Source organism: Pseudomonas sp. Marseille-P9899, from assembly GCF_903166565.1.
In the GTDB taxonomy this organism is placed as follows: domain Bacteria; phylum Pseudomonadota; class Gammaproteobacteria; order Pseudomonadales; family Pseudomonadaceae; genus Aquipseudomonas; species Aquipseudomonas huaxiensis.
The window spans coordinates 612,326-632,330 of record NZ_CAESCG010000002.1 but is presented as its reverse complement, the minus strand read 5'-3'; the positions used below and the strand labels follow the sequence as shown (position 1 = coordinate 632,330).

Annotated in this window: 25 protein-coding genes; 14 read left to right on the top strand and 11 right to left on the bottom strand. The window is 62.8% G+C overall.

The window, feature by feature from the left end:
- Positions 1-87 precede the first annotated feature (87 nt).
- The 4 genes from phhA to HWV67_RS31680 all read left to right on the top strand — a co-directional run bounded on the left by phhA (position 88) and on the right by HWV67_RS31680 (position 2,821).
- On the top strand, positions 88-876 hold the full coding sequence (gene phhA / locus HWV67_RS12185) for a phenylalanine 4-monooxygenase (RefSeq protein WP_175651412.1): 789 nt from the start codon (positions 88-90) through the stop codon (positions 874-876).
- Positions 877-918: 42 nt separating this feature from the next.
- Positions 919-1,275, top strand: a complete 357-nt coding sequence (locus tag HWV67_RS12180; RefSeq protein ID WP_110969543.1) for a 4a-hydroxytetrahydrobiopterin dehydratase — start codon at positions 919-921, stop codon at positions 1,273-1,275.
- On the top strand, positions 1,275-2,468 hold the full coding sequence (locus HWV67_RS12175) for an amino acid aminotransferase (protein ID WP_175651411.1): 1,194 nt from the start codon (positions 1,275-1,277) through the stop codon (positions 2,466-2,468). The genes HWV67_RS12180 and HWV67_RS12175 overlap by 1 nt, the downstream gene beginning before the upstream one ends.
- Before the next feature lie 221 nt (positions 2,469-2,689).
- Complete coding sequence (locus HWV67_RS31680; RefSeq protein ID WP_256680101.1) at positions 2,690-2,821, top strand: hypothetical protein; 132 nt, start codon at positions 2,690-2,692, stop codon at positions 2,819-2,821.
- A 69-nt stretch (positions 2,822-2,890) separates the two neighbouring features.
- On the opposite strand, the gene cysC is transcribed toward HWV67_RS31680, so the two are convergent.
- The 3 genes from cysC to HWV67_RS12160 all read right to left on the bottom strand — a co-directional run bounded on the left by cysC (position 2,891) and on the right by HWV67_RS12160 (position 5,433).
- Entirely contained in the window at positions 2,891-3,487 is a 597-nt protein-coding gene (gene cysC, locus HWV67_RS12170) for an adenylyl-sulfate kinase (RefSeq protein WP_175651410.1), read from the bottom strand.
- Positions 3,488-3,504: 17 nt separating this feature from the next.
- Entirely contained in the window at positions 3,505-3,918 is a 414-nt protein-coding gene (gene arfB / locus HWV67_RS12165; protein WP_175651409.1) for an alternative ribosome rescue aminoacyl-tRNA hydrolase ArfB, read from the bottom strand.
- A 99-nt stretch (positions 3,919-4,017) separates the two neighbouring features.
- Complete coding sequence (locus tag HWV67_RS12160) at positions 4,018-5,433, bottom strand: amino acid permease (protein ID WP_175651408.1); 1,416 nt, start codon at positions 5,431-5,433, stop codon at positions 4,018-4,020.
- Between the two features lie 708 nt (positions 5,434-6,141).
- Between HWV67_RS12160 and HWV67_RS12155 the strand changes: the two genes are divergently transcribed.
- On the top strand, positions 6,142-6,456 hold the full coding sequence (locus tag HWV67_RS12155; RefSeq protein WP_175651407.1) for a hypothetical protein: 315 nt from the start codon (positions 6,142-6,144) through the stop codon (positions 6,454-6,456).
- Complete coding sequence (locus HWV67_RS12150; protein WP_175651406.1) at positions 6,456-6,749, top strand: helix-turn-helix domain-containing protein; 294 nt, start codon at positions 6,456-6,458, stop codon at positions 6,747-6,749. Before HWV67_RS12155 ends, HWV67_RS12150 begins: the two co-directional genes overlap by 1 nt.
- Before the next feature lie 87 nt (positions 6,750-6,836).
- Here HWV67_RS12150 and rluB read toward each other — a convergent pair whose 3' ends face one another.
- The 5 genes from rluB to HWV67_RS12125 form a co-directional block, all read right to left on the bottom strand.
- Positions 6,837-7,895 carry a 23S rRNA pseudouridine(2605) synthase RluB gene (gene rluB, locus HWV67_RS12145; RefSeq protein WP_175651405.1) on the bottom strand — a complete coding sequence of 353 codons (1,059 nt, stop codon included), beginning with the start codon at positions 7,893-7,895 and terminating at the stop codon, positions 6,837-6,839.
- Positions 7,896-8,046: 151 nt separating this feature from the next.
- Positions 8,047-8,859 carry an SMC-Scp complex subunit ScpB gene (scpB, locus tag HWV67_RS12140; protein WP_175651404.1) on the bottom strand — a complete coding sequence of 271 codons (813 nt, stop codon included), beginning with the start codon at positions 8,857-8,859 and terminating at the stop codon, positions 8,047-8,049.
- A gap of 16 nt (positions 8,860-8,875) precedes the next feature.
- Positions 8,876-9,574 carry a segregation and condensation protein A gene (locus HWV67_RS12135; protein ID WP_175651932.1) on the bottom strand — a complete coding sequence of 233 codons (699 nt, stop codon included), beginning with the start codon at positions 9,572-9,574 and terminating at the stop codon, positions 8,876-8,878.
- Between the two features lie 128 nt (positions 9,575-9,702).
- Positions 9,703-10,332, bottom strand: coding sequence for an L-threonylcarbamoyladenylate synthase (locus tag HWV67_RS12130; protein ID WP_095157119.1), 630 nt, complete (start codon positions 10,330-10,332; stop codon positions 9,703-9,705).
- Positions 10,333-10,345: 13 nt separating this feature from the next.
- Positions 10,346-11,209 (bottom strand): PHP domain-containing protein, encoded by an 864-nt coding sequence (locus tag HWV67_RS12125; RefSeq protein ID WP_095156814.1) that lies wholly within the window; start codon positions 11,207-11,209, stop codon positions 10,346-10,348.
- A gap of 67 nt (positions 11,210-11,276) precedes the next feature.
- Between HWV67_RS12125 and HWV67_RS12120 the strand changes: the two genes are divergently transcribed.
- The 6 genes from HWV67_RS12120 to HWV67_RS12095 all read left to right on the top strand — a co-directional run bounded on the left by HWV67_RS12120 (position 11,277) and on the right by HWV67_RS12095 (position 15,328).
- Entirely contained in the window at positions 11,277-11,873 is a 597-nt protein-coding gene (locus HWV67_RS12120) for a septation protein A (RefSeq protein WP_218585599.1), read from the top strand.
- Position 11,874: 1 nt separating this feature from the next.
- Positions 11,875-12,174 carry a YciI family protein gene (locus tag HWV67_RS12115; protein ID WP_175651402.1) on the top strand — a complete coding sequence of 100 codons (300 nt, stop codon included), beginning with the start codon at positions 11,875-11,877 and terminating at the stop codon, positions 12,172-12,174.
- Positions 12,175-12,297: 123 nt separating this feature from the next.
- On the top strand, positions 12,298-12,690 hold the full coding sequence (locus HWV67_RS12110) for a translation initiation factor 2 (RefSeq protein ID WP_175651401.1): 393 nt from the start codon (positions 12,298-12,300) through the stop codon (positions 12,688-12,690).
- Positions 12,691-12,697: 7 nt separating this feature from the next.
- Positions 12,698-13,375, top strand: coding sequence for a response regulator transcription factor (locus HWV67_RS12105; RefSeq protein WP_095156810.1), 678 nt, complete (start codon positions 12,698-12,700; stop codon positions 13,373-13,375).
- A gap of 126 nt (positions 13,376-13,501) precedes the next feature.
- On the top strand, positions 13,502-13,927 hold the full coding sequence (locus tag HWV67_RS12100; RefSeq protein WP_175651400.1) for an LTXXQ domain protein: 426 nt from the start codon (positions 13,502-13,504) through the stop codon (positions 13,925-13,927).
- A gap of 60 nt (positions 13,928-13,987) precedes the next feature.
- Entirely contained in the window at positions 13,988-15,328 is a 1,341-nt protein-coding gene (locus HWV67_RS12095) for a sensor histidine kinase (protein ID WP_175651931.1), read from the top strand.
- Between the two features lie 53 nt (positions 15,329-15,381).
- Here the strand turns inward: HWV67_RS12095 and HWV67_RS12090 are convergent, their stop codons facing one another.
- On the bottom strand, positions 15,382-15,936 hold the full coding sequence (locus HWV67_RS12090; protein ID WP_175651399.1) for a nitroreductase family protein: 555 nt from the start codon (positions 15,934-15,936) through the stop codon (positions 15,382-15,384).
- Between the two features lie 129 nt (positions 15,937-16,065).
- Here HWV67_RS12090 and HWV67_RS12085 point away from each other — a divergent pair, with 129 nt between their 5' ends.
- On the top strand, positions 16,066-17,520 hold the full coding sequence (locus tag HWV67_RS12085; protein WP_175651398.1) for a TrkH family potassium uptake protein: 1,455 nt from the start codon (positions 16,066-16,068) through the stop codon (positions 17,518-17,520).
- Here the strand turns inward: HWV67_RS12085 and HWV67_RS12080 are convergent.
- A complete protein-coding gene (locus HWV67_RS12080) occupies positions 17,477-18,556 on the bottom strand; it encodes an AraC family transcriptional regulator (RefSeq protein ID WP_175651397.1) in 1,080 nt (359 codons plus the stop codon). The genes HWV67_RS12085 and HWV67_RS12080 overlap by 44 nt on opposite strands.
- A gap of 142 nt (positions 18,557-18,698) precedes the next feature.
- Here HWV67_RS12080 and HWV67_RS12075 point away from each other — a divergent pair, with 142 nt between their 5' ends.
- Positions 18,699-19,010 (top strand): DUF962 domain-containing protein, encoded by a 312-nt coding sequence (locus HWV67_RS12075; RefSeq protein ID WP_175651396.1) that lies wholly within the window; start codon positions 18,699-18,701, stop codon positions 19,008-19,010.
- Positions 19,011-19,167: 157 nt separating this feature from the next.
- Here HWV67_RS12075 and HWV67_RS12070 read toward each other — a convergent pair whose 3' ends face one another.
- Positions 19,168-19,989 (bottom strand): UDP-2,3-diacylglucosamine diphosphatase, encoded by an 822-nt coding sequence (locus HWV67_RS12070; RefSeq protein WP_175651395.1) that lies wholly within the window; start codon positions 19,987-19,989, stop codon positions 19,168-19,170.
- Between the last annotated feature and the right edge of the window lie 16 nt (positions 19,990-20,005).

Here is a 20,005-nt window from a genome sequence, read left to right as displayed (position 1 = left end):
GTAGCTGAAAAATTCAAAGCCAGCGGCTATCTCTAAGGGCACGGCGCAAGCCTTCAAAACAATAAGAGCCCTCATCAGGAGAGCAGCATGAAACAGACGCAATACGTGGCCCGTGAGCCCGATGCGCAAGGTTTTATCGATTACCCGCCGCAGGAACATGCGGTGTGGAACACCCTGATCACCCGGCAGATGAAGGTGATCGAGGGGCGCGCGTGCCAGGAATACCTGGACGGCATCGAACAGCTCAACCTGCCCCATGACCGCATCCCGCAGCTCTCCGAAATCAACGCCGTACTGGGCGCCACCACCGGCTGGCAAGTTGCCCGGGTGCCGGCGCTGATTCCCTTCCAGACCTTTTTCGAACTGCTGGCCAGCAAGCGCTTCCCGGTGGCGACCTTCATTCGCAGCGAAGAAGAACTCGACTACCTGCAAGAGCCGGACATCTTCCACGAGATCTTTGGCCACTGCCCGTTGCTGACCAACCCCTGGTTCGCCGAATTCACCCACACCTACGGCACGCTCGGCCTGGCCGCCACCAAGGAACAGCGCGTGTACCTCGCCCGCCTGTACTGGATGACCATCGAGTTCGGCCTGATCGATACGCCGCAAGGCCGCAGGATCTACGGCGGCGGCATCCTGTCCTCGCCGAAAGAGACGGTCTACAGTCTCTCCGACGAGCCCGAGCACCAGCCATTCGACCCGCGTGAAGCGATGCGCACGCCTTACCGCATCGATATTCTGCAGCCCGTCTACTTTGCCCTGCCGAATCTCAAGCGCCTGTTTGACCTCGCGCACGAAGACATCATGGGCATCGTCAGCCAGGCCATGCAGCTCGGCCTGCACGCGCCGAAATTTCCACCCAAGGTGGCCGCTTGAGCCGCCCTGCACACCTATAACAATCCACTTGCGGAAAACCTTATGAACGCCTTGAACCAAGCCCACTGCGAAGCCTGCCGCGCCGATGCGCCGAAAGTCAGCGACGACGAACTGCCAGCACTGATCGCGCAGATTCCTGACTGGAACATCGAAGTCCGCGACGGGATCATGCAGCTGGAAAAAGTCTTCCTGTTCAAGAATTTCAAGCACGCCCTGGCCTTCACCAACGCCGTCGGCGAAATCTCCGAAGCCGAAGGCCATCACCCAGGCCTGCTGACCGAGTGGGGCAAAGTCACCGTCACCTGGTGGAGCCACTCGATCAAGGGCCTGCACCGTAACGACTTCATCATGGCCGCGCGCACCGACGAGGTCGCCCAGACCGCCGAAGGCCGCAAGTGATGCACTTCGAGGCCATCACCCGGGTTCCGGGTGACCCGATCCTCGGCCTCATGGAGGCGTACGCCAAGGACAGCAATCCCGCCAAGTTCGACCTGGGTGTCGGCGTGTTCAAGGACGCCCAGGGCCTGACGCCCGTGCCGGCGGCGGTGAAACAGGCGGAGCAGCGTCTGGTCGATCGGCAGGCCAGCAAGAGTTACGTCGGCGGACACGGCGATGCCGCGTTCGGTCGGCTGCTCTGCGAACTGGTGCTGGGCAGCGCCTCGCCATTGCTGACCGAACAGCGCGTCGGCGCCACCCAGACCCCGGGCGGCACCGGCGCTCTCCGCCTGGCTGCGGAATTCGCCCGCCAGTGCCTGCCTGGCCGCGGCATCTGGCTCAGCGACCCGACCTGGCCGATTCACGAAACTATCTTCGCCAGCGCCGGCCTCACGGTCAGCCACTACCCTTATGTCGGCGCGGACAACCGTCTGAATGTCGCCGGCATGCTCGCCGCGCTGGAGACGGCGCCGGAGGGCGATATCGTCCTGCTGCACGCCTGCTGTCACAACCCGACCGGCTTCGACCTGTCGCGGGATGACTGGCAGGCGGTGCTGGAGGTGGTGCGCCGGCGCTCGCTGCTGCCGCTGATCGACTTCGCCTACCAGGGCTTCGGCGACGGACTGGAAGAGGACGCCTGGGCCGTGCGGCTGTTTGCCGCCGAACTGCCCGAGTTGCTGATCACCAGTTCCTGCTCGAAGAACTTCGGCCTTTACCGTGAACGCACCGGCGCCCTGCTGGTGTGCAGCATTGATGCGCAGAAGTTGCTGGATGTGCGCAGCCAGCTGGCGTTCATCGCCCGCAACCTGTGGTCCACCCCGCCGGATCACGGCGCGGCGGTGGTCGCGGAGATTCTCGGTGACCCGGCGCTGAAAAGCCTGTGGATCGAAGAAGTTGAAGCCATGCGCCAGCGGATCGCCCAGCTGCGGGTCGGTCTGGTGGACGCGCTGAAGCCCCACGGCCTGGGCGAGCGATTTGCCCATATCGCTGAGCAACGCGGGATGTTTTCCTACACCGGACTGTCGCCACAGCACGTGGCGGCACTGCGGGAACGGCACAGCATCTACATGGTGAGCACCGGGCGGGCGAACGTCGCCGGCGCGGACGAAGCCCGACTGGATGTGCTGGCGGCGGCGATCGCGGACGTCTGTGGCTAAGGTCGTCGCGGGTTAACACCGCCATCGCGAGCAAGCTCGCTCCTACGCACACCCGGTGCGCGGGAGCGAGCTTCACAGCTCAAATGTTGTAATTTTCCTACCAAACAGCAGGAAAATTCATTCTGTCACGCAGACTGCTGTATCCTGCCCCCGGCTTCTCAGGAGCCAACCACGCGCCATCGCGTAATCTTTCAACTATCGAACTTGCGAGGAACGACGAGATGCATGAAATCCCGAATCTTCCCTTCCCAAGCCTGAACCCCGTCGAACAGACGCCCGCCACTCACAGCGCCGAAACAGCCCAAGCGGCTGAACCACAAGGCGACGAAAACCCGAGCGCCGACCAGGAATAACCGCGCACCACAGGACGTGTGAAAACCTCGGTTAACGGGGGACCACCCCACCAACCGGTTTTCACACGCTCAAGAACAACCTCCCCCGCGCACCCGCGCCAGCAGAATCTCCATGCAACGCTCCAGCGACAGGCTGTCGGTATTCAGCGCCTCGTCCGGCGTCAGCGGCGCTTCGTAGGGATCATCGATCCCGGTAAACCCACTCAACACCCCCGCCCGCGCCTTGCGATACAGCCCTTTGGGATCACGCTCCTCGCATACGTCGAGTGGCGCACTGACGTGGATTTCGTGAAAGCGCTCAGCGCCGATGATCCCCCGCGCGGTGTCGCGATCACGTCGATAGGGCGAAATGAATGCGGCCATCACCACCAGCCCGGCATCGTTCATCAACCGCGCCACCTCCGCCACTCGCCGAATGTTTTCCGTCCGGCTGTGGGCATCGAAACCCAGGTCGCTGCACAGGCCATGACGGATGTTGTCGCCATCCAGCACGCAGCAGGCAATGCCCTGCCCGACCAGCACGCGCTCCATGGCAAAGGCCAGGGTGCTTTTGCCCGAACCACTGAAACCGGTGAACCAGAGGGTCAGCGGGCGCTGGCCGCTGGCGTTGCGGGTGGCAGGATCGAGGGCAGTCGGGTGCCAGGTCAGATTCCGTTCAGAAGCCATGAGAGTCCTTTCGCGTATCAGTAGTCGATTTTTCCGCGGCCTGCCTTGATTACCCCACGCTTGCTCTTGGTGTCCAGACGCCGGGTCTTGGAGCCCAGGGTCGGGCGCGTGGGTCGCCGTTTCTTTTCCACCTTGACCGCCGCAAGAATCAGCTCGCGCAAGCGCTCGAGGGCATCGGCGCGGTTCTGCTCCTGGGTGCGGTGTTGCTGGGCCTTGATCACGATCACGCCGTCGCGGGTGATCCGGCTGTCACTGACCTGCAGCAGACGTTCCTTGTAGAACGGCGGCAAGGAAGACGCCTGGCTGTCGAAACGCAGGTGCACGGCGCTGGAAACCTTGTTGACGTTCTGCCCGCCCGCGCCTTGCGCGCGGATGGCATTCAACTCGATTTCTTCGTCGGGGATGTGGACAGTGTTGGAGAGGACAAGCATGGAAACGCCCAGATCGGTGGCTGGGCGTCAGGATACTCGGTGTTGCTGGTTTTGGGGCTTCTCGCGGCGGTTCGGCGCACCGAACCGCCACGCCCAAGCTTACTTGACCGCCGTGCTCACGGCAGGCGCCGCTGCGGAACGCTTGCTCTTGAGCACATAGCCCACCCACATCACCAGCAACCAGACCGGAATCGCGTACACCGAATTACGGATGCCCGGGATCAGCAGCATGATGCCGAGGATCAGCACCACGAACGCCAGGCAGATGTAGTTGCCGTAGGGGTACCACAAGGCTTTGAACAGCGCCTTCTGGCCAGTGCGGTCCATATGCTGGCGGAATTTCAGGTGCGAGTAGCTGATCATCGCCCAGTTGATCACCAGCGCCGCGACCACCAGCGACATCAGCATTTCCAGCGCGTGCTGCGGCATGAAGTAGTTGAGCAGCACCGCCACCAGGGTCACCGTCGCCGACGCCAGGATCGAACGCACGGGCACGCCGCGTTTGTCGATCTTCGCCAGGCCCGCCGGGGCATCACCCTGCTCGGCCATGCCGTAGAGCATGCGAGCGTTGCAGTAGGTGCCGCTGTTGTACACCGACAGCGCCGCAGTCAGGACCACGAAGTTGAGGATGTGCGCCGCGGTGTTGCTGCCCAGCATCGAGAACACGTGGACGAACGGGCTGCCGCTGTAGGAACCGCCGGACGCGTCGATGTTGGCCACCAGGCTGTTCCAAGGGGTCAACGACAGCAGCACGACCAAGGCACCGATGTAGAAAATCAGGATGCGGTAGATGACCTGGTTGATCGCTTTCGGGATCACGGTCTTCGGCTTGTCGGCCTCGGCTGCGGTGAAACCGAGCATTTCCAGGCCGCCGAAGGAGAACATGATGATCGCCAGGGCCATCACCAGACCGCCAACGCCATTGGGGAAGAACCCGCCGTGTTCCCACAGGTTGCTGACCGAAGCCTCAGGGCCGCCGCTGCCGCTGACCAGCATGTAGCTGCCCAGGGCGATCATGCCGACGATGGCCAGGACCTTGATGATGGCGAACCAGAATTCGGCCTCGCCGAACACCTTCACGTTAGCCAGGTTGATCGCGTTGATCAGGATGAAGAACGCCGCGGCCGAGGCCCAGGTCGGGATCTCCGGCCACCAGTAGTGAATGTATTTGCCGACCGCAGTCAGTTCGGACATGCCCACGAGGATGTACAGCATCCAGCAGTTCCAGCCCGACAGGAAGCCGGCGAAACCGCCCCAGTATTTGTGCGCGAAGTGGCTGAAGGAGCCGGCGACCGGCTCTTCGACGATCATCTCGCCGAGCTGGCGCATGATCATGAAGGCGATGAAGCCGCAGATGGCGTAACCGAGAATCATCGACGGGCCGGCCGATTTCATCACCCCGGCCGAGCCGAGGAACAGACCGGTACCGATTGCACCGCCGAGGGCGATCAACTGGATGTGGCGATTTTTCAGGCCGCGCTTGAGCTCACCTGAATGTGGGTTTTGTCCACTCATGAACGAAGTCACCTGTTGTTTTTATCTGTGACGGGATCGGACCCACCACGCTCGTGGCGCAGCGGAATTGACAAGGTGGTTACCTTGGCGCTTGAAAACGGGCGGTTCGACACGGGCAATGGGGCCCGGTCGCTCAGCCTGGAATCAGCAAGGTTGCGCGGTACGCAATAGGGTCACAGGTAAAACGCGGCGCACTGTATACCCTTGCATTGACGTAAGGGTCAACACATCGCGTAACGTTCTGTTGACGGCACGCAGCGTTCCAGCGGGAGAAATGAAGCCTGGGATGGTGAATGGCGTACATGGCGCCCTCCGTTTTTGTTGTTTTTTTCTGCCCCACTCTGCGGCGGGTCAGGCACATGGCAATGGCGCACATAACACCGTGCTACGGGGGCTGGAGCAAGGTGTTGACGCGAACGTAAAGCGGGTCGGAAGGGGATTTTCGGCACGGAATGTTTACAAGACGAATGGCGCTGCGGATTGGCTGGAGAAGCGGCCCGACCTCGTAACAAATTATTTACAAAGTGGTTCAAAAAATTGCCAGGGAGAGATTGTTAGGTGGCCAAGGAAGGCTTATCGGCGCTGGTGCTGGCCGGAGCCCCTCACACCACTCGTCTCCTGAGCAGGAAACACCACATGCGGATGCTTGTAGAGTTTTGAGTCGCCCCCTATCATCCGACTACGCCAATGACGTATAGCAGGGATTGCATGATCTTCATCGAAACACCCATTTTCACCTCCGACCTGAAGGAGCATTTGGACGATGAAGAGTACCGGGCTCTGCAGAGCTATCTCGCAAAGCACCCTGCGGCCGGAGCTCTTCTTGAGGAAACGGGTGGCCTGCGGAAAATCCGCTGGGCAGCCAAAGGCAAAGGCAAGAGTGGTGGCGTAAGGGTGATCTACTACCACGTCACCTCGGCGTTTCAGATACGAATGATTCTGATATATCGCAAAGGAATTCTGGATACCTTGTCTGATAGTCAGAAAGCGCAACTACGCGCACTTAACAAAGGGTGGAAATAATGGAAAAGAATCTCTTCGATCGTCTTGTGGAAAGCATGACGCAGATGGATGAGATCGATCGCGGGGAACGCCAGCCGTCCCGTGAATTCCACATAGACGCGGTTCAAGTGAAGAAGATCCGCCAAGCAACTGGACTTTCGCAGGCCATGTTCGCCAAGCACATTGATGTTGCAGTAGGAACGCTACGCAATTGGGAGCAAGGGCGCCGAGAGCCTGAAGGCCCGGCCCGTGCATTGCTCCGAGCGATCAACAACGATCCTGAGCATGTACTTGCCGCATTAAGCGAAAAGTAATGCGCGGTTTGCTTGGGGCATAAAAAATGCCAGTCAGATTAACTGACTGGCTTTTTTTCAGAGGTTGGCTCTTTTGTTCCCCGGCCCTTACTCAGAGCGAGGCTTGCCCCGACCCGAACCGCCGCCACCTGGACGCTTCGGCGCGCCAGCCGGCTTGCGGCGCACGTCGCTCGGACGTTCGGCAACGGTGCTGCGGCCTTTACGCGCGGAATCGTCGCGCGGCTGGCGCGGCGAACGCTCGGTGGCGCCGTCCTTCGCCGGACGCAGGGTCCGCACGCGCTCGCCACGACCCACAGGCTTGCTGGATTTACGCTGCATGCGCTCCAGCTTGTCCTTGGCCTTGGCGTTCATCGCTGGCATCGCTACCGGGGTCAGGCCCACTTCGGCGGCCAGGATGTCGATTTCGCCCTGGCTCATTTCGCGCCAGCGGCCCATCGGCAGGTCGGAATTGAGGAACACCGGACCGAAACGCACGCGCTTCAGGCGGCTGACCACCAGGCCCTGGGATTCCCACAGGCGGCGAACCTCACGGTTACGGCCTTCCATCACCACGCAGTGATACCAGTGGTTGAAGCCTTCACCGCCCGGCGCCTGCTGGATATCGGTGAAGCGTGCCGGACCGTCTTCCAGCACTACGCCTTCCTTGAGGCGGGCGATCATGTCGTCGTCGACTTCACCGCGCACGCGCACGGCGTACTCGCGGTCCATCTCGTAGGACGGGTGCATCAAACGGTTGGCCAGTTCGCCGTCAGTGGTGAACAGCAGCAGGCCAGTGGTGTTGATGTCGAGGCGGCCGACGTTGATCCAGCGGCCTTCTTTCGGCCGCGGCAGGCGGTCGAACACGGTCGGACGGCCTTCCGGGTCGTCACGGGTGCAGATCTCGCCGTCAGGCTTGTTGTACATGATGACGCGGCGTACGGCTTCGGCTTTTTCTTCGCGCTTGATCAGGCGACCGTCGACGGAAATGGCGTCGTGCAGGTCGACACGCTGGCCGAGGGTGGAGACAACGCCGTTGACCTTGATGCGGCCTTCGCCGATCCAGGCTTCTACGTCACGGCGCGAACCCACGCCAATGCGCGCGAGTACTTTTTGCAGTTTTTCGCCGGACGGACGTGGCGGGCTATCTTGCAGGTCTTGTTCACTCATCTGGGCACCTCCCGGTGTAGAGATTCAAATCTGGGCTTCTGGTGCGCCAAGCACCAAAAAGGTCGCGAATCATACGCTGATCCCGGCGCAAACGCATCAGAGCGTAGCGCTATATCGCCATCGGCGCCGCGCATTTGCGCCGGACGGTGGATCAGTCGCGGGTTGCTTCGGGTAACGCGTCGTGGCTGTCGTCTTCGTCCAGCGCTTCATCCGCCGCTTCTTCAGGCGCTGAAGGCAGGTCACGCAGCAGGTCGTCGAAGTCGGTTTTCAAGCCTTCTTCCATTGCGTCCAGTTCCACCAGCAAGGTGCGGAAGCTGGTTTCTTCCACCGGCGCCTCGCCATCAGGCTCGCCGCTGGCATCGGCCAGGGCCTGCAAATGCGCGGGCACGGGCAGGTCGTCCAGGTCCATCGGCGGCATCGGCGCCGGCTCCATTTCCCGCAGTTCAGCGAGGGAGGGCAATTCGTCGAGGCTTTTCAGGTTGAAGTGGTCGAGGAAAACCTTGGTGGTGGCGAACATCGCCGGCCGGCCAGGCACCTCGCGGTAGCCGACGATCCGCACCCATTCGCGCTCCAGCAGCGTCTTGACGATATTGGTATTGACCGCGACGCCACGCACATCCTCGATCTCGCCGCGGGTGATCGGCTGGCGATAGGCGATCAACGCCAGGGTCTCCAGCAATGCCCGGGAATAGCGCTGCGGACGCTCTTCCCAGAGCCGGCCGACCCACGGCGCGTACGTCTCGCGAATCTGCAGGCGATAACCAGAAGCGACCTCCACCAGTTCGAAGGCCCGCCCGGCGCAGGAGGTGCGCAGCACCTCGAGGGCTTCCTTGAATACGCTGGAGTCAGGGCGCTCGGCCTCTTCGAACAACTCGAAAAGCCGCTCCAGCGATTGCGGTTTACCCGAGGCCAGGAGGAAGGCTTCGAGCAGGGGCGCCAGATCGCGCGGGTCGTTCAGGTTCATGCGGTTGCTCTTGAATTCATTCTGCCCGGGCCCGGACGTGGATCGGCGCGAAGGGCTCATTCTGCACGAGTTCGACCAGCGATTCCTTGACCAGCTCAAGAATCGCCATGAAGGTCACCACCACGCCGAGCTTGCCCTCCTCTGCGGTGAACAGCTCGACGAACGGCACGAAGCCGCCGCCTTTGAGGCGCTCAAGCACTTCGCTCATGCGCTCGCGGGTCGACAGCGCCTCGCGGCTGATCTGGTGGCTTTCGAACAGGTCACTACGGCGCAGCACCTCGGCCATGGACATCAGCACTTCTTCGATGCAGACATCCGGCAGCAGCTTGCGCGCCTTGGCCTGCGGGGCGTCGAGGCGCGGCACGATGATGTCGCGGCCGACCCGGCTCAGTTGGTCGATGTCCTCGGCGGCGGCCTTGAAGCGCTCGTACTCCTGCAGGCGGCGAATCAGCTCGGCGCGCGGGTCGTCTTCTTCTTGCTCGGCCTGCTCGGCCCGCGGCAGGAGCATTCGTGATTTGATCTCGGCCAGCATCGCCGCCATCACCAGGTACTCGGCGGCCAGTTCCAGGCGCACGGTTTTCATCAGCTCGACATAGCCCATGTACTGGCGGGTGATTTCCGCCACCGGGATATCGAGGATGTCGACGTTCTGCTTGCGGATCAGGTAGAGCAGCAGGTCCAACGGGCCTTCGAAGGCTTCGAGGAACACTTCCAGGGCGTCCGGCGGGATGTACAGGTCCACCGGCATTTCGGTCAGGGCCTGGCCATAGACCATGACCAGCGGCAGTTCCTGCTGGGCGCCGGCCTGGGGATCGACCGGCACCTCTACCTCTTCGACCATGCTCACGCTTCGACCATGAAAGGCGCGGGGTCGCCGCAACCGACCCGTATGACTTCCGGCTCGTCTCCGGACAAATTGATCACGGTGGAGGCTTTCAGGCCGCCGAAACCGCCGTCGATGATCAGGTCGACGTGGTGTTCGAGCGCCTGGCGCATTTCATAGGGATCGGTCATCGGCTCGGACTCGCCGGGCATCACCAGACTGACGCTCATCAGCGGCTCGCCGAGTTCTTCCAGCAGCGCAAGAGCGATGGGATGGTCCGGCACGCGCAGGCCGATGGTACGGCGCTTTTCATGCAACAGCAGGCGCGGCACCTCGCGGGTAGCGTTGAGGATGAAGGTGTAAGGCCCCGGCACATGCGCCTTGAGCAGACGGAAAGTGCCGGTATCGATCTTGGCGAACAGCCCCAGTTGCGACATATCGCAGCAGATCAGCGTGAAATTGTGGTTCTTGTCCAGCTTGCGCAACTGACGGACCCGTTCCACCGCATTCTTGTCGCCGATCTGGCAACCCATCGCGTAGGACGAGTCGGTCGGATACACCACCACCCCGCCCTTGCGGATAATCTCGACCGCCTGTTTTATCAGGCGCGGCTGCGGATTTTCCGGATGTATCTGGAAAAATTGACTCACGTTGTCTTCCTGTTCAGACGGCCGCGGATGGCTGCTCATGTTTGAATCGACGCCACAGAGGTGGCAGATCCTCCGGCAGAGGCCGGTAGACACCGATTTCGGACCAGGTGCCCGGGCCATGGAAGTCGCTGCCAGCACTGGCCAGCAGGCCGAACTCACGGGTCAGGATGGACAACGTGCCGACCTGCTCGGCCGGCTGCATGCCGTTGACCACTTCAAGCGCCTGTCCCCCTGCTTGAATATAGTCGGCAATCAGCCGGCGGCGCTTGCTGCGGGTGAGTTCGTAATGCATCGGATGGGCCAGGCTGACCCAGGCGCCAGCGGCGCGCAGGGTCTCTACCGTGTCGTCGAGGGTCGGCCAGTGCAGCTTGACGTCACCCAGCTTGCCGGCGCCGAGCCATTTGCGGAACGCTTCGGCGCGGTCCTTGACGTAGCCGGCGCTGATCAGGAAGTCGGCGAAATGCGGGCGCGCCGGCGCGTTGCCGCTGTCGCCGAGGGCCTGCTGGATCGCCCGCGCGCCTTCCAGCGCGCCTGGCATGCCCTTGGCCGCCAGGCGCCGGCTGATTTCCTCGGCGCGCAGCCAGCGGCCGCGGTGCAGGGACTCGACGGCCTCCAGCAACGGCGGGGCATCCAGCGGGAATCCGTAACCCAGGACGTGGATGGTGACGCCCGACCAGGTACACGACAGCTCGATCCCGCTGACCCATTGCATGCCGCGCGCGTGCATCGCCTCGCGGGCCTCAAGCTGGCCTTCGAGGGTGTCGTGGTCGGTCAGAGCCATCATCCGGACGCCCTGTTCATAGGCGCGGGCAACCAGATCGGTGGGAGTCAGCGAGCCGTCTGACGCGGTGCTGTGGCAGTGCAGATCAACATTCATGGGGTGACGCTTTCCCTCTCATTGAGGTTTGTTATTATGCCGACACATCCCGCTCCTGGCTGCCACCGTGAAACAATTCATCGATTTCATCCCGCTGCTCCTGTTTTTCATCGTCTACAAACTCGATCCCCGCGTCGTCGACGTCGCCGGCCAGAGCTTCAGCCTGGGCGGCATCTACAGCGCCACCGCGGTGCTGATCATCAGCTCGCTGGTGGTCTACGGCACCCTGCTCATCCGCCAGCGCAAGCTGGAAAAAGGCCAATGGCTGACCCTGGTCGCCTGCCTGGTGTTCGGCGGCCTGACGCTGGCCTTCCACAGCGAAACCTTCCTCAAGTGGAAAGCCCCGGTGGTCAACTGGCTGTTCGCCCTGGCGTTCCTCGGCAGTCACTTCGTCGGCGACAAGGTGCTGATCAAGCGCATCATGGGCCACGCGCTGACCCTGCCGGACCCCGTCTGGACCCGCCTGAACCTGGCCTGGATCGCCTTCTTCCTGATCTGCGGCGCGGCCAACCTGTTCGTCGCCTTCACGTTCCAGGACTTCTGGGTCGACTTCAAAGTGTTCGGCAGCCTGGGCATGACCGTGCTGTTCCTGGTCGGCCAGGGTGTCTACCTGTCCCGTCACATGCACGACAGCGATCCCTCCACTCCAAAATCCGAGGAATGACATGCTCTACGCCATCATCGCCACCGATGTTGCCAACTCGCTGGACAACCGCCTGGCCGCGCGCCCGGCGCACCTGGAGCGTCTGCAACAACTGAAGGCTGAGGGACGCATCGTCCTGGCCGGACCGCACCCGGCCATCGACAGCAACGACCCGGGCGCCGCCGGTTTCAGCGGTAGCCTGATCGTCGCCGAGTTCGACTCGCTGCAAGCCGCTCAGGCCTGGGCCGACGCTGACCCGTACATCGCCGCCGGCGTCTACGACAACGTCATCGTCAAGCCCTTCAAGCAAGTCCTGCCGTAACACCCACGGCGCGCCGGCCAAGGCCGACGCGCCGTCCCCGCTTTTAATCGGGGCAGTTGCTCATTATTCTCATCGCACGGCCGACAACACCCTGAACACTCGACTGGAATTACAGGAGTTCCGATGCGTCAAGGTCCGTTGTCCATGCTGCTGTGCCTGTTGTTGCTGAGCCCGCTCACCCAGGCTGAAGAAGCCACACCGCTGTCGCTGAGTGCGGGCAGCCAGATCACCGAGTTGCAGCAGCGACTGAAAGAGAGCGAGCTTCAACGCGAAGCACTGACCCAGCAACTGCAAAATACCGACAGCGAGCGCGAAAACGCGCAACTGGGCCGGCTACGCCAGGAAAACCAGCGCCTCAAGCTGATGCTCAAGGAGTCCCAGGCCAGCACGGCCCCTAAACTGCTGACCGATCAGCAGCAATGGTTCGTGATCGGCAGTGCGGTCACCCTGATCGCCGTGCTCTGCGGTATCTTTGTCAGCGGTAGCCACAGAAGGCGCAAGCAATGGTTGAATTGAGTGAGACATGAGTGAGCTGTTACTGATTGACGACGACCAGGAACTCTGCGAGCTGCTCGCCCACTGGCTGAGCCAGGAAGGGTTTCAGGTCCGCGCCTGCCACGATGGCCAAAGCGCCCGCAAAGCTCTGGCCGAGCAGGCCCCGGCGGCGGTGGTGCTGGATGTGATGCTGCCCGACGGCAGCGGCCTGGAGTTGCTCAAGCAGTTGCGCAGCGAGCACCCCGAGCTGCCGGTGCTGATGCTTTCCGCCCGCGGCGAACCACTGGACCGCATCCTCGGCCTGGAACTGGGCGCCGACGATTACCTGGCCAAACCCTGCGACCCTCGCGAACTGACCGCCCGCCTGCGCGCCGTGTTGCGCCGCAGCCATGCCCCCGCAGCACCGAGCCAGCTTGAAATTGGCGACCTGAACTTCAGCCCGGCGCGTGGCGTGGTCGAGATCGACGAACGCGAGCTGACCCTGACCCTCTCCGAAAGCCGCATCCTCGAAGCCCTGCTGCGCCAACCCGGCGAACCGCTGGACAAGCAGGAACTGGCGCAGATCGCCCTGGGCCGCAAACTGACCCTCTACGACCGCAGCCTGGACATGCACGTCAGCAACCTGCGCAAGAAGATCGGCCCCCACCCTGACGGTCGCCCGCGCATCGTCGCGCTGCGCAGCCGCGGCTACTACTACAGCCTGTAAGCGCTGTGTCAGTCAGGTTCGCGGCGGTCTTTACCCAGGCTTTACCCTTGGCTGACCGCCGCTGACCTTGATCTCCATAAACTGGCCACATCCGGTAACGACCGGCCTACAGATAGGAGAGACACCATGCGCAAGACCCTTATCGCCCTGATGTTCGCTGCCGCCCTGCCAACCGTCGCCATGGCCATGCCCGAAGGCGGCCCAGGCCCTGGCCCACGCCACGGCGAGCACCACCGCGGTGACGCGCCTTTCGCCCAACTGGACCTGAGCCGTGAACAGCGCCAGCAAGTTGGCAAGCTGATGGGCGAAGAAATGAAGAACCGCCGCGACGTCACCCAGCACTACCTGGAAAAACTGCCAGCCGCCGAGCAGAAAGCCATGAAGGACGAGCTCAAGGCCAAACAGGACAAGACCCAGGCAGACATTCGCGCCCTGCTCAAGCCAGAGCAACAGAAGCAGTTCGACGAACTGCAGAAGAAACGCGAGGAACGCCGCGCCGAATGGCAACAGTTCCAGGCCTGGAAAGCTGAAAACGGCAAGAAGGCCCAGTAAGCTGTCACACCTCCCCCGCCCGGCCTGCTCATGCAGGCCGGGCTTCCGTCATTAGAGGGACTGCCCTTGCGTTCACTGTTCTGGCGTATCCTGGCCAGCTTCTGGCTCGCCATCGCCCTGGTCGCCGGTCTGTCGATCCTGCTCGGGCACACACTCAACCAGGACGCCTGGATTCTCAGTCGTCATCCGGGCCTCAACGTCCTGGCGAAAAACTGGGCCGAACGCTACGAGCAGCAAGGCCCGGAAATCGCCCAGCGCTACCTCGAACAACGCAAACACCGCTACCACATCGATACGCAGGTGCTCAACGAGGCCGGCGAAGCCGTGGTACCAGGTACGTTCCCGCGCCGCGCGGCGGTGTTCGAAGCGCGGCAAGGCAATGACGATCGCCCGCTGCCCTGGCGCCGCCTCACCGAGGAATACACCAGCCCCGGCACTGGCACGACCTACCTGTTGATTTACCGCATCCCGCATCCCGAACTGGATGCCTGGCACCGCGAGAGCCTGATCTGGCCCCTGAGTGCACTGGGCATCACCTTGGTGGTGCTGACCCTGTTCAGCCTGCTGGTCACGCTGTCCATTACCCGCCCGCTCAGTCGTCTGCGCGGTGCGGTACATGACCTCGGCCAGGCCAGCTACCAGCAGAACAGCCTGGCGCGGCTGGCCAGCCGTCGTGATGAATTCGGCGTTCTGGCCAACGACTTCAACCGCATGGGCTCGCGCCTGCAAAGCCTGATCGGTAGCCAGCGCCAACTGTTGCGCGACGTTTCCCACGAGTTGCGTTCGCCGTTGGCACGGTTGCGCATCGCCCTGGCCTTGGCCGAGCGAGCGGAACCGGAACAGCGGGAAACCTACTGGCCACGCCTGACCCGCGAGTGCGACCGGCTGGAAGCCTTGATCAGCGAGATCCTGGTGCTGGCGCGGGTCGATGCCGAGCATGCCCACGCAGAGCCCGTAGACCTCAATACGCTGCTGAACAGCGTGTGCAAGGACGCGCAACTGAGCGCGCCGGAGCAGGAGATCCAGATCCAGGAAGCCCCGGGCCTCACGCTTCAGGGCTGGCCGACGATGGTGGAGCGGGCGCTGGACAACCTGCTGCGCAATGCCTTGCGCTTCAGTCCGGAAGGTTGGCCGATCGAGGTCACGGCATTACAGGAGGGCGAGCGGATAGTCATCAGCGTGCGCGATCACGGGCCGGGCGTGGCGCCGGAGCATCTGGAGCAGTTGGGCGAGCCGTTTTTCCGTGCACCTGGACAGAGTGCGCCGGGACATGGTCTGGGCCTGGCGATTGCGCGGCGGGCGGCGGAGCGCCATGGCGGGAGTTTGCAGTTGGCCAATCACCCGCAGGGCGGGTTTGTGGCGACGCTGGTATTGCCGGTTCAGGCGGGTGGGGGTGCCTGATTTGTGCGTTCACGACGGTTCGGCACGCCGAGCCGTCGCGATGAGCCCGGAAATCAACCCCAGGCGCTGACAAAGTCCTCGGTCTTCAATACCGGCGCAGTCCGCGGCTCACCCATTGGCGTGCCGAGGTACAGGAAGCCAATCAACGCTTCCCCCGCTTCCAGCCCCAGGCCCTTGGCCACATGCTCCGAGTAGGCCATCTCGCCGGTCCGCCACACCGCGCCGATGCCTTGTGCATGGGCCGCCAGCAGAATCCCGTGGGCGGCACACCCCGCCGCCAGCACCTGCTCGGACACCGGCACCTTGAAGTGCTCCTGGGTCCGGGCAATCACCAGCACCAGCAGCGGCGCCCGCAGAGGCATGGCGCGCGCCTTGTCGAGAGCGGCTTCGGTAGCATCGCCCTTGAGCGCGACCACTTCGGCGAACAGCTCGCCCAGACGGGCCCGCGCCTCGCCTTCGACCGTGAGGAAACGCCAAGGCCGCAACTGGCCGTGATCCGGTGCACGCAAGGCCGCCTGGAACAGGCCTTCACGCTGGGCGGCGTTGGGCGCCGGGTCCGTCAGGCGCGGAACGGAAACACGGTTGAGCAAAACGTCGAGAGCCTCCATCGGCTACCCTCCAGGTCGAAAAATGAGGGCCCATTCTAGTGCCCTGCCGATCAAACACCACAGCGACGTTTACTTAAAAAGGCCCGCAGGTAGAATGGCGCCCTTCCGTTTCGAGTCAGAGCAGATCACATGGCGTTGCCGACCTTAAGGATCATCGGTTTCATTATCGGCATCTTCCTCATCACTCTGGCGGTCAGCATGGTCGTGCCGATGGCGACGCTGGTCATCTTCGAACGCACCAGCGACATGCCGTCGTTCCTCTGGTCCAGCCTCATCACCTTCATCGCGGGCCTCGCGCTGGTGATTCCCGGCCGGCCGGAACACGTGCATCTGCGCCCGCGGGACATGTACCTGCTGACCGTCAGCAGTTGGCTGGTGGTGTGCATCTTCGCCGCGCTGCCGTTCCTGCTGACCCAGCACATCAGCTACACCGACGCCTTCTTCGAAAGCATGTCCGGTATTACCGCCACGGGCTCCACGGTGCTTAGCGGCCTGGACAACATGTCGCCGGGGATCCTGATGTGGCGCTCGTTGCTGCACTGGCTCGGCGGTATCGGCTTCATCGGCATGGCGGTGGCGATCCTGCCGCTGCTGCGCATCGGTGGCATGCGCCTGTTCCAGACCGAATCATCAGACCGCTCCGAGAAGGTCATGCCGCGCTCGCACATGGTCGCCAAGTCCATTGTGCTGGTGTACATCGGCATTACCGCGCTCGGCGGCCTGGCCTTCTGGCTGGCGGGAATGAACGCGTTCGATGCGATCAACCACGCCATGTCGGCGATTTCCACCGGCGGGTTCTCCACCTCGGACCTGTCCCTGGCCAAGTGGCAGCAGCCGGCCGTGCATTGGGTCGCGGTGGTGGTGATGATCTGCGGCAGCGTGCCGTTCACCCTGTATGTGGCGACCCTGCGCGGCAACCGCAAGGCGCTGATCAAGGACCAGCAGGTCCAGGGCTTGCTGCTGTTGCTGGTGGTGACCTGGCTGGTGCTCGGCACCTGGTACTGGGCCACCACCAAGCTGCACTGGCTTGACGCCCTGCGCCACGTCGCGCTGAACGTCACCTCGGTGGTCACCACCACCGGTTTCGCCCTGGGCGACTACAGCCTGTGGGGCAACTTCTCGCTGATGCTGTTCTTCTACCTGGGCTTCATCGGTGGCTGCTCGGGCTCGACCGCCGGCGGCATCAAGATTTTCCGCTTCCAGGTCGCCTACATCCTGCTCAAGGCGTCGCTGAACCAGTTGATCCACCCGCGGGCGGTGATCAAGCAGAAATACAACGGTCACCGGCTCGACGAGGAAATCGTCCGTTCGATCCTGACCTTCTCGTTCTTCTTCGCCATCACCATCTGCGTGATCGCCCTGCTGCTGTCGCTGCTCGGCGTCGACTGGATGACCGCTCTGACTGGCGCCGCCAGCACCGTGTCCGGCGTCGGCCCCGGCCTTGGCGAGACCATCGGCCCGGCGGGCAACTTCGCCACCCTGCCAGACGCGGCCAAATGGATCCTTGCCGGCGGCATGCTGCTCGGCCGCCTGGAGATCATTACTGTGCTGGTTCTATGTATGCCGGCGTTCTGGCGTCACTGACCGGCGCTGGCGTCGCCTCGGGCTGGTTCAGTCCGTGGCGGCGGGCGCGGTATTCGCCGGGGGTGACATCGAACCAGCGGCGAAAGGCCCGGAAGAAATTGCTCGGGTCGGCGAATCCCAACAAATAGGCCGTTTCCAGCAGGGTCATGCCCGGCTGGGCCAGGTACTGCTCGGCCAGTTCGCGCCGAGTATCATCCAGAAGGGCCTGAAAGCTGGTGCCCTCCTCCTGCAAACGACGCTGCAAGGTGCGCTGGGACAGGTGCAACGCCTGGGCCACGAGTTCGCGCTTGGGTTCGCCCTGCGGCAGCACCCGGCACAACACCTGGCGGGCGCGGTGGGTCACCCGGCTTTCGGAAAAGCGCGCCATGTATTCCCCAGCGAAACGGTCGTGCAGGGTCGCCATCGCCTCGTTGGCGGTGGGCAGCGGCGCCTGCAGGTCTTGCGGGTCGAAGATCAGCGCGTCGTAGGGCGCACCAAACACCAGCGGCGAGTGAAAGGCCGCCTTGTAGGGTTCGATGTCGTCCGGCTGCGGGCCCTGGATCAGCACCCGCCGCGGCTGGATCACCCGCCCGCTCAGCCAGGTGCACAGCGACAACGCACAGGCCAGCGACGCTTCAGAGCTGTGGCGGGGCGGCGGCAGATGGTCGCCGTGGACGGTGAGGATCAGGGCGTGGCCTTCCGGACCGAGGTGAAAGCTCAGGTCCGAGCTCTCGGCAATGATTCGCTGATAACGCACCAGACGCTCGAAACCTTCGGCCAGCGTGCGGCTCGACATCAGCGCATAACCCACCACATGAAACGACGCCGGCCGCACCACCCGGGCCATGTTCAGGCCGATGGCGTGGTTGCCGGACAAGTCCTCGGCCAGTTGCCAGAGGCGGGTCATCGAGTCCTGGGTAAAGCGCGCGTCGGGATCGTCCAGCGCGGTGAAATCCAGGCCAAGCTTGCGAAACAGGGCGGGACAGTCCAGCCCCTCAAGCTCGAGCGCTTTGACAATCCCGGAGGCCCAGCTTGCTGACGTGGTTCTCTCGTTCATGGCGGGCTCAGGTTCTGGGGAGACGCAAAGGATACTAAAGTGGCGCCTATTGTCACTTGCTGATACAGCTACTGACTCTAGACTCAGTTCAGGCTCCACGCCTTATAGGTTGCAAACTTACAAGAACAGGGAGGCTAAAGCCGTGGACAATCTGCAGCGTTTCAACAGCTTCGCCCAGTTCTATCCCTACTATCTGGGCGAGCACAGCGACCCCACGTGCCGTCGCCTGCACTTCGTCGGCACCACGCTGGTGATCGCCCTGCTCGCCTACACCATCGGCAGCGGCAAGTGGCTGTTGCTGCTGGCGGTGCCGTTCGCGGGCTACGGATTTGCCTGGATCGGGCATTTCTTTTTCGAAAAGAACCGCCCGGCCACCTTCAGCTATCCGCTCTACAGCCTGTTGGGGGATTTCGCGATGTACCGCGACATGCTGCTGGGGAAGGTGAGCTTCTAGGCTCTGTATGAAAAGCCTTGAGACGAAGGTCAGGCAAGGCGAAAACAGCCGAGGAAGCGGAGTTTACTGGTTGTAAATGAGCATTCCGAGGCTGTTTTCAACGCAGCATCACCGAGTATCAAGGCTTTTCATACAGAGCCTAGGCATCCGACTGAAATCAGCCCTGCACGGACTCCGCCAGCCGCGAGGCTTCCAGCTCGGCCTGGCGCGCCTGGTCATCTGCCAGCCGATACAACTCGATCTGGCCATCCCAGTGCTCGATCAGCGCCGTGCATGACTCCACCCAGTCGCCGCAATTGAGGTAGTCGATCTCGCCGACCTTGCGGATCTCGGCGTGGTGGATATGCCCGCACACCACTCCATGAAAGCCCTGTTTCACACACTCGCGGGCGATGGCTTCCTCGAAGTCGCTGATGAAGTTCACCGCGCTCTTGACCTTGTGTTTCAGGTACGCCGACAACGACCAGTAGCCATAGCCGTAGCGCGCCCGCCAGTGGTTCAGCCAGCGGTTGAGGGTCAGGGTGAATTCGTAGGCCGAGTCGCCGAGGAAGGCCAGCCAGCGGTGATAGCGGGTGATGACGTCGAACTGGTCGCCATGGATCACCAGCAGGCGGCGGCCGTCGGCGGTCAGGTGCTCGGCCTGGTCTACCAGATGAATGTTTCCCAGCACCAGTTTCGAGTAGCGCCGGAGGAATTCGTCGTGGTTGCCGGTGACGTAGATCACCTCGGTGCCGCGCTTGCTCATGGTCAGCAGGCGGCGAATCACGTTGGTGTGGGCCTGCGGCCAGTACATGCCGCCGCGCAGCTTCCAGCCGTCGATGATGTCGCCGACCAGGTAAATGCGGTCGGCGTGATAGCGCTTGAGAAAGTGCGACAGATGCTCGGCCTGACAGTCGCGGGTGCCCAGGTGTACGTCGGAAATCCACAGGGTACGTACGCGCTGCTTGCGCGAGGGTTTGATCGACGCGGCACTGTTCATGGGCGGGGCTCCGGCA

Excerpts from the sequence above, each read along its gene's own strand:
- HWV67_RS12125 (WP_095156814.1), bottom strand. The coding sequence starts at position 11,209 with ATGAATGTTGATCTGCACTGCCACAGCACCGCGTCAGACGGCTCGCTG.
- HWV67_RS12155 (WP_175651407.1), top strand. The coding sequence starts at position 6,142 with ATGATCTTCATCGAAACACCCATTTTCACCTCCGACCTGAAGGAGCAT.
- cysC (WP_175651410.1), bottom strand. The coding sequence starts at position 3,487 with ATGGCTTCTGAACGGAATCTGACCTGGCACCCGACTGCCCTCGATCCT.
- HWV67_RS12080 (WP_175651397.1), bottom strand. The coding sequence starts at position 18,556 with ATGAACGAGAGAACCACGTCAGCAAGCTGGGCCTCCGGGATTGTCAAA.
- HWV67_RS12085 (WP_175651398.1), top strand. The coding sequence starts at position 16,066 with ATGGCGTTGCCGACCTTAAGGATCATCGGTTTCATTATCGGCATCTTC.
- HWV67_RS31680 (WP_256680101.1), top strand. The coding sequence starts at position 2,690 with ATGCATGAAATCCCGAATCTTCCCTTCCCAAGCCTGAACCCCGTCGAA.
- HWV67_RS12070 (WP_175651395.1), bottom strand. The coding sequence starts at position 19,989 with ATGAACAGTGCCGCGTCGATCAAACCCTCGCGCAAGCAGCGCGTACGT.
- HWV67_RS12150 (WP_175651406.1), top strand. The coding sequence starts at position 6,456 with ATGGAAAAGAATCTCTTCGATCGTCTTGTGGAAAGCATGACGCAGATG.
- HWV67_RS12175 (WP_175651411.1), top strand. The coding sequence starts at position 1,275 with ATGCACTTCGAGGCCATCACCCGGGTTCCGGGTGACCCGATCCTCGGC.
- HWV67_RS12110 (WP_175651401.1), top strand. The coding sequence starts at position 12,298 with ATGCGTCAAGGTCCGTTGTCCATGCTGCTGTGCCTGTTGTTGCTGAGC.
- arfB (WP_175651409.1), bottom strand. The coding sequence starts at position 3,918 with ATGCTTGTCCTCTCCAACACTGTCCACATCCCCGACGAAGAAATCGAG.
- HWV67_RS12180 (WP_110969543.1), top strand. The coding sequence starts at position 919 with ATGAACGCCTTGAACCAAGCCCACTGCGAAGCCTGCCGCGCCGATGCG.
- HWV67_RS12115 (WP_175651402.1), top strand. The coding sequence starts at position 11,875 with ATGCTCTACGCCATCATCGCCACCGATGTTGCCAACTCGCTGGACAAC.
- phhA (WP_175651412.1), top strand. The coding sequence starts at position 88 with ATGAAACAGACGCAATACGTGGCCCGTGAGCCCGATGCGCAAGGTTTT.
- HWV67_RS12100 (WP_175651400.1), top strand. The coding sequence starts at position 13,502 with ATGCGCAAGACCCTTATCGCCCTGATGTTCGCTGCCGCCCTGCCAACC.
- HWV67_RS12090 (WP_175651399.1), bottom strand. The coding sequence starts at position 15,936 with ATGGAGGCTCTCGACGTTTTGCTCAACCGTGTTTCCGTTCCGCGCCTG.
- HWV67_RS12160 (WP_175651408.1), bottom strand. The coding sequence starts at position 5,433 with ATGAGTGGACAAAACCCACATTCAGGTGAGCTCAAGCGCGGCCTGAAA.
- HWV67_RS12105 (WP_095156810.1), top strand. The coding sequence starts at position 12,698 with ATGAGTGAGCTGTTACTGATTGACGACGACCAGGAACTCTGCGAGCTG.
- scpB (WP_175651404.1), bottom strand. The coding sequence starts at position 8,859 with ATGAACCTGAACGACCCGCGCGATCTGGCGCCCCTGCTCGAAGCCTTC.
- rluB (WP_175651405.1), bottom strand. The coding sequence starts at position 7,895 with ATGAGTGAACAAGACCTGCAAGATAGCCCGCCACGTCCGTCCGGCGAA.